Source organism: Bradyrhizobium sp. dw_411 (assembly GCF_018449695.1).
In the GTDB taxonomy this organism is placed as follows: domain Bacteria; phylum Pseudomonadota; class Alphaproteobacteria; order Rhizobiales; family Xanthobacteraceae; genus Bradyrhizobium.
This window is the reverse complement of record NZ_JAAVUY010000024.1, coordinates 46,307-57,590: the sequence shown is the minus strand read 5'-3', so window position 1 is coordinate 57,590 and position 11,284 is coordinate 46,307. Positions and strand designations below refer to the sequence as shown.

At 61.4% G+C, this 11,284-nt stretch carries 10 protein-coding genes; 4 read left to right on the top strand and 6 right to left on the bottom strand.

What is annotated here, in order from left to right; translation table 11 throughout:
- Window positions 1-31: 31 nt before the first annotated feature.
- The 3 genes from galE to HB676_RS30400 all read left to right on the top strand — a co-directional run bounded on the left by galE (window position 32) and on the right by HB676_RS30400 (window position 3,754).
- The gene (gene galE, locus HB676_RS30410; protein ID WP_213742188.1) at window positions 32-1,045 is read left to right on the top strand and encodes a UDP-glucose 4-epimerase GalE; all 1,014 of its coding nucleotides are present in this window, start codon (window positions 32-34) and stop codon (window positions 1,043-1,045) included.
- 152 nt (window positions 1,046-1,197) lie between these two features.
- Window positions 1,198-3,006, top strand: coding sequence for an ABC transporter ATP-binding protein (locus HB676_RS30405; protein WP_213742187.1), 1,809 nt, complete (start codon window positions 1,198-1,200; stop codon window positions 3,004-3,006).
- Between the two features lie 46 nt (window positions 3,007-3,052).
- Window positions 3,053-3,754, top strand: a complete 702-nt coding sequence (locus HB676_RS30400; protein ID WP_213742186.1) for a fumarylacetoacetate hydrolase family protein — start codon at window positions 3,053-3,055, stop codon at window positions 3,752-3,754.
- A 138-nt stretch (window positions 3,755-3,892) separates the two neighbouring features.
- Here HB676_RS30400 and HB676_RS30395 read toward each other — a convergent pair whose 3' ends face one another.
- From HB676_RS30395 to HB676_RS30370, 6 genes are all read right to left on the bottom strand, one after another.
- On the bottom strand, window positions 3,893-4,048 hold the full coding sequence (locus tag HB676_RS30395) for a hypothetical protein (RefSeq protein WP_213742185.1): 156 nt from the start codon (window positions 4,046-4,048) through the stop codon (window positions 3,893-3,895).
- Between the two features lie 233 nt (window positions 4,049-4,281).
- Window positions 4,282-4,605, bottom strand: a complete 324-nt coding sequence (locus HB676_RS30390) for a hypothetical protein (RefSeq protein WP_213742184.1) — start codon at window positions 4,603-4,605, stop codon at window positions 4,282-4,284.
- A 168-nt stretch (window positions 4,606-4,773) separates the two neighbouring features.
- Entirely contained in the window at window positions 4,774-6,246 is a 1,473-nt protein-coding gene (locus HB676_RS30385; protein ID WP_213742183.1) for an NAD(P)/FAD-dependent oxidoreductase, read from the bottom strand.
- A gap of 111 nt (window positions 6,247-6,357) precedes the next feature.
- The gene (gene ahcY / locus HB676_RS30380) at window positions 6,358-7,797 is read right to left on the bottom strand and encodes an adenosylhomocysteinase (RefSeq protein ID WP_213742182.1); all 1,440 of its coding nucleotides are present in this window, start codon (window positions 7,795-7,797) and stop codon (window positions 6,358-6,360) included.
- Between the two features lie 115 nt (window positions 7,798-7,912).
- On the bottom strand, window positions 7,913-9,109 hold the full coding sequence (gene metK, locus HB676_RS30375; RefSeq protein WP_213742181.1) for a methionine adenosyltransferase: 1,197 nt from the start codon (window positions 9,107-9,109) through the stop codon (window positions 7,913-7,915).
- Between the two features lie 60 nt (window positions 9,110-9,169).
- Window positions 9,170-10,525: a hypothetical protein gene (locus HB676_RS30370; protein WP_213742180.1), complete on the bottom strand. Its 1,356-nt coding sequence runs from the start codon at window positions 10,523-10,525 to the stop codon at window positions 9,170-9,172.
- A gap of 318 nt (window positions 10,526-10,843) precedes the next feature.
- Here HB676_RS30370 and HB676_RS30365 point away from each other — a divergent pair, with 318 nt between their 5' ends.
- Entirely contained in the window at window positions 10,844-11,281 is a 438-nt protein-coding gene (locus HB676_RS30365) for a VOC family protein (RefSeq protein WP_213742179.1), read from the top strand.
- Window positions 11,282-11,284 lie beyond the last annotated feature (3 nt).

Genomic DNA, 11,284 nt, shown 5'->3' with positions numbered 1-11,284 from the left:
ATCGTCCCAAATAATCGGGATGGGTGAGCTCATGAGTGTGCTTGTCACCGGCGGCGCCGGCTATATCGGAAGTCACATGGTTCAGGCGCTGGTGGAAGCCGGCGAAAATGTTGTCGTGATCGACAACCTCTCCACCGGCTTTTCCGCGTTCCTGCCCGAAGGCGTGCCGCTGTTCATTGGCGACGCCGCGGATGAGAATCTCGTCGAGGGCGTGATCGCCCAGCACAAGGTCGAAAGCATCATCCACTTCGCGGGCTCTATCGTCGTGCCGGACTCGATGCGCGATCCGCTCGGCTATTATCGCAACAACACCATGACCACGCGCAATCTCCTGAACGCCGCGGTCAAATGCGGCGTCGAGCGCTTCATCTTTTCATCGACCGCGGCGGTCTATGGCAATCCGGATCAGGTGCCGGTGCCCGAGCACGCGCCGACCCGGCCGCTGTCGCCCTACGGCTCCTCGAAGCTGATGACCGAGATCATGCTCCATGATGTCGCTTCGGCCCACAACATGAACTACGTCGTGCTGCGCTACTTCAACGTGGCCGGCGCCGACCCGCAGGCGCGGATCGGTCTCGCCACCGTGGGCGCAACGCACCTGCTCAAGATCGCGGTCGAAGCCGCGACCGGCCAGCGCGCCAAGATCGATGTGTTCGGCACTGATTATCCGACGCCGGACGGAAGCTGCATCCGGGATTTCATCCATGTCAGCGATCTCGCGCAAGCGCATCGCGCGGCGCTCGACTATCTGCGCAGCGGCGGCAGTTCGGCGACGCTCAATTGCGGCTATGGCCGCGGCTACTCGGTGCTGGAAACCATCGAAGCGGTGCGGCGCGTCTGCGGGCGCAATTTCGCGGTTCAACATGCCGCGCGCCGGCCCGGCGACATCATGACCATGGTCGCCGATACCAGCCGTATCCGCAGCGTGCTGGACTGGACCCCGCAATATGAGGATCTCGACACCATCGCCCGGCACGCGCTGGCGTGGGAAGAGAAACTGTTCCGGGAACGCCATGGCGAGCTCGAACAAGCGGTATCGGCCTAAAATCGCCTCTTAAATCCATCTGGGCGCAAGGCCTGATTTGGCTTGAAAAACCCCTCTATTGCGGGCAAGGAGACGGACGTTTCGGAGCAACCCTGACACATATGGCAAACGCTTGGGGCAAACGCTTGCCTAACGATGTCAATGGAACGCGGATGACCGAACTTCCGAAGAAAATCACCGACGATCCCTACGGCGCCGCGATCCTGATTCGCCGCCTGGTCATGGAACAGGGCGCGCTTTACTGGCGGCGCTATCTGATGGCGTTCGCGCTGATGGCGGTGTCGGCCGCGACCACGGCCGGATCGGCCTATCTGCTGGGACAGGTGATCAACCAGGCCTATGTCGACAAGAACGTCCGTGGCATCGCGATACTCTCGGGCATTACGGTGGTGATCTTCATCATCAAGGGCGCGGCCACCTATGGCCATCAGGTGATCCTGTCGAAGATCTCCAACGCCATTCTGGCCAACAACCAGCGCCAGTTGTTCTCCAAGCTGATGAGCGAGAGCATCGCCTTTTTCTCGGAACGGCACTCCTCCGAATTCCTGGCGCGGCTGACCGCGGGCGCCAATTCCGTCACCCAGGTGCTCAGCCTCCTGATCAACGCCGTCGGACGCGACGTGCTGTCGCTGGTTGGGCTGGTCGCCGTGATGCTGATGCAGGATCCCTATATGGCGCTGCTTGGGTTCGCGGTGGCGCCGCCGGCGATGCTGGTGCTGCGCAAACTCGTCAAGCGCATCAAGGGCCTCGCGCATACGCAATTCTCAGGCACCGCCGACATTCTCGAGACCATGCAGGAATCGCTGCAGGGCATCCGCACCGTCAAGGCGTTCACGCTGGAACAGACGATGCGCGAGCGTATCGACGCCAGCATCACCGCCGTCGAAGAGAACGCCAACAAGATGGCGCGGGTCTCGAACCGATCGAGCCCGCTGATGGAGACGCTGGGCGGTTTGGCCGTCGCGGGCGGATTGATGTATGGCGGCTACAGCGTGGTCGCGCTCGGCGCCACGCCGGGGCAATTCTTCTCGTTCCTGACCGCGTTCCTGTTGGCCTACGAGCCGGCCAAGCGGCTGGCGCGGCTGAACATCGAATTGAACTCCAGCCTGATCGGCGCCCGTAAATTGCTGGAGATCGTCGACAGTCCGGCCAGCGAGCCTGACGATGACGACAAGCCCGCACTGAAGCTGGTCGATGCGCGGGTCGAATTGCGCGACGTGTCGTTTGCCTATCGCGCGAACGAGCCGGTGCTGAGTCGCATGAGCTTTGTCGCCGAGCCCGGCAAGGTCACCGCGCTGGTCGGCCCCTCCGGCGGCGGCAAGTCGACGGTGCTGGCGTTGCTGCTGCGATTTTACGAAGTCACCGGCGGCGATATCCTGATCGACGGCCAGAACATTTCGGCGGTGTCGCGCAAATCGCTGCGCCAGCAGACCGCCTATGTCGGACAGGACGTCTATCTGTTCCGCGACACCATCGGGGCCAACATCGCCTTCGGCAAGGTCGGCGCGACCCAGGCCGAGATTGTCGCGGCGGCACAGGCCGCCTGCGCGCACGACTTCATCATGGGCTTTCCGCTTGGGTATGACACGCCGGTCGGCGAGCACGGCACACAACTCTCTGGCGGCCAGCGCCAGCGCATCGCGGTGGCGCGCGCGCTGGTGAAAAATGCCCCGATCATCCTGCTCGATGAAGCCACCGCGGCGCTGGATTCGGAATCCGAAAAGCAGGTCCAGGAAGCGATCGAGCATCTCTGCCAGAACCGCACCACCATCGTGATTGCCCACCGCCTCCACACCATCATGCACGCCGACGCCATCCTGGTAGTCGAGGGCGGCGAGATCGTCGAGCGCGGGCCGCATGACGATCTGCTGCGCCGTGGCGGGCGCTATGCGTCGTTCTTCCGGCTGCAACACCGCGATGCCGGTCCCCCAACGCTGGCGCCGATCAGCGCAACCGCGTAAAGCTTAAGCCTTCAAGTTTCCATCCCCAACCCACCGAGATCCCCTCATGAGCGCAACCTCCTTTGTCATTCCCCCGCCGCCGCAAGCTTCGATCCCCGTTGCCGGCGAAGGCAAATCCTTTCCGGTCCGCCGTATCTGGTGCGTCGGGCGTAATTATCTTGAGCACATCCGCGAGATGGGAAATGACGAACGGGCGCTGCCGTTCTTCTTCGCCAAGCATGCCGACATGATCGTTCAGGACGGCGGCACGGTGCCCTACCCGCCGCTGACCAAGGATTTCCATCACGAGGTCGAACTCATCGTTGCCATGAAGAGCGGCGGCCTCAACATCCCAGCGGCCAAGGCCAACGAACACATCTACGGCTACGGCGTCGGCATCGACCTGACCCGGCGCGACCTGCAGATCGCTTCGCGCAAGAAAGAGCGGCCCTGGGAAGTCGGCAAGTCGTTCGACTATTCGGCGCCCTGCGGCGCGCTGCAGCCGGCCTCGAAGATCGGCCATCCCAGCAAGGGCAAAATCTGGCTCACGGTCAACGGCACCGAACAGCAGAAGGGCGACCTCACGGAATTGATCTGGAGCGTGCCTGAAATTATCGAGAAACTGTCGGAGCAGGTGGCGCTCGCCGCCGGCGATATCATCATGACGGGCACCCCGGCCGGCGTCTCGGCGCTGAAGCCCGGCGACCAGATCGAATGCGGCGTCGATGGCGTCGGCACGTTGAAGGTATCGATCGGCCAGCCGGAATAATCTGAGTTTTTTGTTTGACGCGTTTTCTTCACGCGAATCGGTATCCACTTCGCTCGAAAACGCTATGACCACCAAACAAACAAGGCCCCGGATTTATTCGGGGCCTTTTTTATTCGGGATATTTGGCGCTCGGAGCGGTTAGCCCCGCGCCATCGCCTGCAGGCCCTTGAAGGTCAGGCGCTTGGGATCTCTTACGCCGGCCAGATACATCCGGCGGATAAAGGCGGTCACCGCGTCGCGGTCACAGTCGGTCAGCGCGACCACGGCATCGACGGCAATTCTCTGGGCGTCCATGGACTTCCTCATGCTGTCAGCAGCTTCGATCCGCTGAAGCCTAGGGTCTGCCGATTAATACGACGTTAACCGTTGGACACGATGGCCGATTCGAAGGTGACCGCGTATACGCGAAACAACGCATACGCGGCCTCGAACTTGCCTTCGGGTCGTCAGATTTGTGTCATGGAGCGTGCACCCCGCGCGCGGCGAGCCATAGATGACGTAGACGGCAAGCGGTCGCGTCGCGCCGGTCAGACCGAAATATCGGTTATCAACCCCGTCCGCTTGTCGTTACTTTGTTCGACCTGCTTTTTGATCATCTCCCGGATCTTGTCTTCAACCTTCTGCTGCTCGGCGGGCGTCATCGCCTTGAACTGATCCTCGGTGAGGCCGAGTTGCGAGAGCATGTCGGCCTGCATACGCTCGGCCGGCGTCATGCTGGCGTATTCGAGAAATTGCTGCACCACCGATGGCGGCTTGAGGTTCAGGCCTGATGACTTTGACGCGCTGGCGGAAACCGTTGGCGTTGACGACAGGCCCGGAGACGAAAACGCACCTGAAAGCGAAACCGACATAGCAAACTCCGGACACACATTTTCGGAGCCAGCAAAGGGCATGCCACGCGACAAAGCCAAAAAGACGCGGCTTTTCAACGATTGAGATCACATCGAACGCGGCAACATTTGCCCGATGGTGGGAGCCTGAGAAAAAATTGCCGGGAATAGTAATGCGTCAGCGATCGCTTACGAATACTGCATCACCCCGTCATCGACCTTGCCGAAGCGCAGCGTGACGATATCGAGCGCGTAATTCTGATAGAGCCGCCACGGCCGCTTCGAGCCTTGCTTTGGCATTTGCGCGACCGCGCGCTGCACATAGCCGGACGAAAAATCCAGCGACGGCAATTCGGTGATCGTGGAATCGACATTGTGCGGCATGCATTGCCGGTAGCCGTGCCGGTCCATGTAATTGATCAGGCGGCAGACATATTCGCAGGTCAGGTCGCATTTCAGCGTCCAGGACGCGTTGGTGTAGCCGAACGACGAAGCCAGGTTCGGCACATCCGAATACATCATGCCTTTGTAGTTGAGGGTTCTGGCGAAATCGACCACGCGGCCGTCGACGCTGACCTCCATGCCGCCGAGCACCTGCAGATTGAGGCCGGTCGCGGTCACGATGATGTCGGCTTCGAGTTCGCTGCCGTCTTTCAGCTTGATGCCGCTTTTGGTGAAGCTGTCGATCTCCTTGGTCACGACCGAGGCGCGGTTTTGTTTAATCGCTTTGAACAGGTCGCCGTCGGGCACCAAGCACAGCCGCTGGTCCCAGGGATTGTAGCGCGGCGTGAAATGCGTCGCGACGTCGTAGTCCGGCCCGAGCGCGATGCGCACGCCGCCGAGGATCAACTGCTTGACCCGATCCGGTTTGCGCCGCGAGAGCTGGAAGAAATACATGCCGAACAGCACGTTGCGCCAGCGAATCAGATGATAAGCGATTTTGGCTGGCAGCCGCGCACGCAATTTATTCGCAAACGGATCCTGCGCCGGCCGCGCCACCACATAGGTTGGCGAGCGCTGCAGCATGGTGACGTGCGCCGCGGTCTTGGCCATCTCCGGCACCAGCGTAACTGCAGTGGCGCCCGAGCCGATCACCACCACGCGCTTGCCGGCGTAGTCGATGTCGTCGGTCCATTTCTGCGGATGCACGATGCGGCCGGCGAAATCGACCGAGCCCGCGAATGAGGGCGTGTAGCCCTCCTCGTATTTGTAATAGCCCGAACACATGAACAGGAAATTGCAGGTGAAGCGCACCAATTCAGGAGCGCCCTCGCCTGTGCCGCGCTCGGCTTCCACCGTCCAGCGCGCATCCGGTGTCGACCATGAGGCGCGCTTCACGCGATGATGGAAGCGGATGTTCTTGTCGATGCCGTTCTCGGCGGCGGTCTCGCGCACATAATTGAGAATCCGCGGTCCGTCCGCGATTGCCTTCGGCTCGGTCCATGGCTTGAAGGAATAGCCAAGCGTGAACATGTCGCTGTCGGAGCGAATGCCGGGATAGCGAAACAGATCCCAGGTGCCGCCGATGCAATCGCGGCCTTCGAGAATGACATAGCTCTTGCCGGGGCATTTCTGCTGCAGGTGAAAACCCGCGCCGATGCCGGAGAGCCCGGCGCCGACGATCAGGACATCGACATGTTCGCTTTGTGGGGTCGTTGCCATGGGCCGATTAGCGCGCAAGACGCACTGGAAATCAACGACAAACGAAAGGCCCCGGATCGCTCCGGGGCCTGAACATGCTCATTCCGCGGTACGGAATGACGATCCCAAATCTCAATACCGGTAATGATCCGACTTGAACGGGCCTTCCTGCTTCACGCCGATATAGTCGGCCTGGTCCTTGCGCAGCTTGCTCAGGTTCACGCCGATCTTGGCGAGATGCAGCATCGCCACCTTCTCGTCCAGCGTCTTCGGCAGCACGTAGACTTCCTTCTTGTACTTGCCGTCCTTGTTGTTGGCATAAAGCTCGATCTGCGCCAGCGTCTGGTTGGTGAAGGAGGCCGACATCACGAAGGACGGATGGCCCATGGCGTTGCCGAGATTCACCAGCCGGCCTTCCGACAGCAGGATCATGCGCTTGCCGTCGGCGAAGGTGATCTCGTCGACCTGCGGCTTGATGTTGTCCCACTTCAGGTTCTTCAGCGAAGCGACCTGGATCTCGTTGTCGAAGTGGCCGATGTTGCAGACGATGGCGCGATCCTTCATCGCGCGCATGTGCTCGATCGTGATGATGTCCTTGTTGCCGGTCGCGGTGACGAAGATGTCGGCGCGGGGTGCGGCGTCTTCCATGGTGACGACTTCATAGCCTTCCATCGCCGCCTGCAGCGCGCAGATCGGATCGACTTCGGACACCATGACGCGGCAGCCCGCCTGGCGCAGCGACGCGGCCGAGCCCTTGCCGACGTCGCCGAAGCCCGCGACCATCGCGATCTTGCCCGACATCATGACGTCGGTGCCGCGGCGGATGCCGTCGACCAGCGATTCGCGGCAGCCATAAAGGTTGTCGAACTTCGACTTGGTGACGCTGTCATTGACGTTGATCGCGGGCCACAGCAGCGTGCCGGCCTTCTGCATGTCGTACAGACGATGCACGCCCGTGGTGGTCTCTTCCGAGACGCCCTGGATCGACTTGGCGATTCCAGCGAAATAGCCCTTCGGCTTCTCCTTCAACTGCTTCTTCAGCAGCGCGAAGAACACTTCCTCTTCTTCCGAAGCCGGCTTGTCGAGGAATGCCGTGTCGCCGTTCTCAGCCTTGAGGCCGAGATGGACATACATGGTAGCGTCGCCGCCGTCATCGAGGATCATGTTGGGGTGCAAGGCTTCACCGGGTTTTGCGCCATGCCAGTCGAACAGCTTTGCAGTGTAATCCCAATAGTCGGCCAGCGTTTCGCCCTTGACGGCGAACACCGGAATGCCGGCGGCGGCGATGGCAGCGGCGGCATGGTCCTGCGTCGAATAGATGTTGCAGGAGACCCAGCGGATATCGGCGCCGAGCGCCTTCAGCGTCTCGATCAGCACGCCGGTCTGAATGGTCATGTGCAGGGAACCTGCGATGCGCGCACCCTTCAGCGGCTGCTTCGGGCCGTACTCCTCGCGGGTCGCCATCAGGCCCGGCATTTCCGTCTCGGCCAGCGAGAGCTCCTTGCGGCCGAAATCGGCGAGCGCGATGTCCTTGACGATGTAATCGGTAAAGCCGGGCTTGGTGGCGGTCATTGGGATGGTCCTGTTCCTGTGCATGTCATTCCGGGGCGCGAAGCGAACCCGGAATCTAGAAGTTGGAGATTCCGGGCCTGCGCCTTACGGCGCATCCCGGAATGACGTCATGTGGTTAGACCGCGCGCTTGAGCGCGTCGGCGAGATCGGTTTTTTCCCATGAGAAGCCGCCGTCACTGTCCGGCGTGCGGCCGAAATGGCCGTAGGCCGAGGTGCGCGCATAGATCGGCTTGTTGAGATCGAGATGCTTGCGGATGCCGCGCGGCGTCAGGTCCATCGCCTCGGCGACGGCCTTCTCGAGCTTCTCCTCGGCCACCTTGCCGGTGCCATGGGTGTCGATGTAGATCGACAGCGGCCGCGCCACGCCGATCGCGTAAGCGAGTTGCAACGTGCAACGGTCGGCCAGACCAGCGGCGACGATGTTCTTGGCGAGATAGCGCGAGGCGTAAGCGGCCGAACGATCGACCTTGGTCGGATCCTTGCCGGAGAACGCGCCGCCGCCATGCGGGGCCGCGCCGCCGTAGGTGTCGACGATGATCTTGCGGCCGGTCAGGCCGGAGTCGCCATCGGGACCGCCGATGAAGAACTTTCCGGTGGGGTTGATGTGCCAGATCGTCTTGTCGGTGATCCAGCCTTCCGGCAGCGCCTGGCGCACATAGGGCTCGACGCGTTCGCGAACCTGGTCCGAGGTCATGTCCTCGATCAGATGCTGATGCGAAACCACGATCTCGCGCACGCCGACCGGCTTGCCGTTCTCATAATGCACGGTGACCTGGCTCTTGGAGTCCGGACCCAGCACCTTCTCCTTGCCGGAGTGGCGGGCTTCGGAAATCAGCCGCAGGATCTTGTGGGCATAGAACAGCGGAGCCGGCATCAGATCCGCGGTCTCGTTGGTGGCGTAGCCGAACATGATGCCCTGGTCGCCCGCGCCCTCTTCCTTGTTGGTGCCGGGCTGCAGCGCGTCGACGCCCTGCGCGATATCGGCGGATTGCGGATGCAGCAGGATCTCGATGTCGCAGTTCTTCCAGTGGAAGCCGTCCTGCTCGTAACCGATGTCCTTGATCGCGGCGCGAACCACGCTTTCGATCTGGTCATTGGTGACCGATTTCGGTCCACGGGTCTCGCCCGCGATCACCACCTTGTTGGTGGTGGCGAGCGTTTCGCACGCCGCGCGGATCGCCCACGGGTCGATGCCGGCTTTCGGGCCTTCACGGAAAAACAAATCGACGATCTCGTCGGAGATCCGGTCGCAAACCTTGTCGGGATGACCTTCAGAAACGGATTCTGAGGTGAACAAATAAGACGCGCGCATCAACCAACCCCTTTTTCCCACCGGACCTCGGTGGTCCCTGTCTCTATGTGTCCTGAATTGTCAGTCGCGACGGCGCGAGATGACGTAGGATTCGTCGTAGAACCAGAGCCCGTTATGCTTGCGCAAAACCTCTCTGGCGGCATCGAGATAACGGCCACTCTGGGTCACTTCCGTCAACCGGTCGTCCTCGATCTGGGCGACATACACCGCCGCATTCCATGCTGCAAAGGCCGTGGAGGTTCCGATTGACCCGGTGACCTCGTTGGGCAGCGCTTCCATATCATAACGAAAGATCGAGCGGTTATCCGCATAGGCGTTAAAATTGAGGTCCCGCCCGGCCGAGCCCAGCTCGTATTTCACCGCGCGCAATAGCTCATGACGGCTCACCGCGAAAGGGTTTTCTCCGGGCCAAACCGCCTGAATCATCTCCAGCCCCGGGTCCTGCCCATGGGAGTGGATGCCGATCAGCCGCCCACCGGCCCGCAAAGCCCTCCCTAAGGGCGCAATAATGCGTTTTGCGCGGAAATTGACCGAAGATTTGGCCCGATATGGCTGGGAAGCGATCACAAGGTCGAAATTGGCCTCGGTACGGCCGGCCCTGGGGATGATCGAATCGAGCAAAAACCTGTGGTCTTCCCGGTACAGCACGATCGCGGCCGGCCGCTCGTAGACCGGCATCCCCGAGCGCGGACTGACGCTGGCGCGCCAGTTTTGCTCCAGAAACGGCGCCAATTCGGCGATTTGGGCCTCGAAATCTCCCGAGGAAGCTCCCCGCAGCGCCACCTCATGCCAGATCATGCCCGAGGCCGCGGCCGGCGAGGACGGCGTCAGCCAAGGCGCCTCGGCGTAATACATGTTGGTCAGCACAAAGACGGTAGCGGGATGCTCGAACAGCCGGTCCGGCACCTTGTCCAGGGTCAGGCGGACGTCCTCGACGCTGAGTTCCTTGCCGGCGATATAGAACGGCATATGAGGAAAGCGGCCATGCATCGAGCGCATCACCCGCGCCAAAACCGTGCCGTCGCCAACCCCGGCATCGAATACCCGCAGCGCCGGCGGCCGGGGATGGATGCTGCCGAGCTCCAGCGCCACCCGCTCGGCGATCACCCGCTTTTCGCTGCAGGTGTGGACGAACAGCAGGTATTTCTGCCGATTCTCGAAAAACCTGAAATTGCCACGGGGATCGCGCTTCTCCGGCGGCACCTCGAGCCCGCGCGGCGGCGGCACCCCGCCCGGCATTGAGGCCGCGATGAACGCCTGGATCCGATCGAGCGTATCGATGGTGATGCGCTTGCCCTCGCGCAATCGATGCACCAGCTTGCCGTCATTGACCGCCCGGCGCCCAAAGGTCGATTCCGCCATGTCGGCCTGGCGGCAGAACTCCGAAATCAGACTCAGGATCTGGTCGTTTTTCATCGGGTGGGGTTTGGGACAGCAAGATTGGGACAGACGCGTGGGCAGCAGCGGGTGGCGCGGATGTCCTACTCCATCTGCCCACTGTGGGTAAGTCCTTTCCAGGCGATGACGGAGACGCACGATCTCCCCGCGCATCAACGGAAATCGACCGATAAAAAAATCAGCCCCCGTGTCGGAGCCGGCGCCGCCCGTTCGTCCTCCGGAAGAGTCCACGCAAACGGAGTTCATGATGGCCGACGACCTCTGGTTAATCCTGCACGTCGCCGATCCTGCCCGCGCCGCCTCCGACAACAAACCCGATCAACAAGGATAACCGTCATGACTTCGATCACGCCGTTCCTCTGGCTCGACAACAACGTCCCTGAAGCCGTCGCGTTCTACACATCGGTGTTTCCCAATGCCAAGATCGAAACCGTCAATGACTTCATGGCGAGCTTCGAACTCGAGGGCCAGAGATTCAACGCCCTCAATGGCGGCCCCAAATTCAGGTTCAACGAGGCGATCTCGTTCTTCATCAGCGTCGATACTCAGCAAGAGGTGGACTATTTCTGGAATAGATTGATCGCCGATGGCGGCGAGGAATCCAACTGCGGATGGCTCAAGGACAAGTTCGGCCTGTCCTGGCAGGTCGTGCCCACGGCGCTGGGCCGTTACCTGAGCGATCCCGATCGCAAAAAGGCCGATCGCGCGATGCAGGCCATGATGAAGATGCGAAAAATCATCATCGCCGACCTCGACAAGGCCTATGCCGGCTGATCC

Excerpts from the sequence above, each read along its gene's own strand:
- HB676_RS30365 (WP_213742179.1), top strand. The coding sequence starts at position 10,844 with ATGACTTCGATCACGCCGTTCCTCTGGCTCGACAACAACGTCCCTGAA.
- metK (WP_213742181.1), bottom strand. The coding sequence starts at position 9,109 with ATGCGCGCGTCTTATTTGTTCACCTCAGAATCCGTTTCTGAAGGTCAT.
- HB676_RS30390 (WP_213742184.1), bottom strand. The coding sequence starts at position 4,605 with ATGTCGGTTTCGCTTTCAGGTGCGTTTTCGTCTCCGGGCCTGTCGTCA.
- galE (WP_213742188.1), top strand. The coding sequence starts at position 32 with ATGAGTGTGCTTGTCACCGGCGGCGCCGGCTATATCGGAAGTCACATG.
- HB676_RS30400 (WP_213742186.1), top strand. The coding sequence starts at position 3,053 with ATGAGCGCAACCTCCTTTGTCATTCCCCCGCCGCCGCAAGCTTCGATC.
- HB676_RS30370 (WP_213742180.1), bottom strand. The coding sequence starts at position 10,525 with ATGAAAAACGACCAGATCCTGAGTCTGATTTCGGAGTTCTGCCGCCAG.
- ahcY (WP_213742182.1), bottom strand. The coding sequence starts at position 7,797 with ATGACCGCCACCAAGCCCGGCTTTACCGATTACATCGTCAAGGACATC.
- HB676_RS30395 (WP_213742185.1), bottom strand. The coding sequence starts at position 4,048 with ATGGACGCCCAGAGAATTGCCGTCGATGCCGTGGTCGCGCTGACCGAC.
- HB676_RS30405 (WP_213742187.1), top strand. The coding sequence starts at position 1,198 with ATGACCGAACTTCCGAAGAAAATCACCGACGATCCCTACGGCGCCGCG.
- HB676_RS30385 (WP_213742183.1), bottom strand. The coding sequence starts at position 6,246 with ATGGCAACGACCCCACAAAGCGAACATGTCGATGTCCTGATCGTCGGC.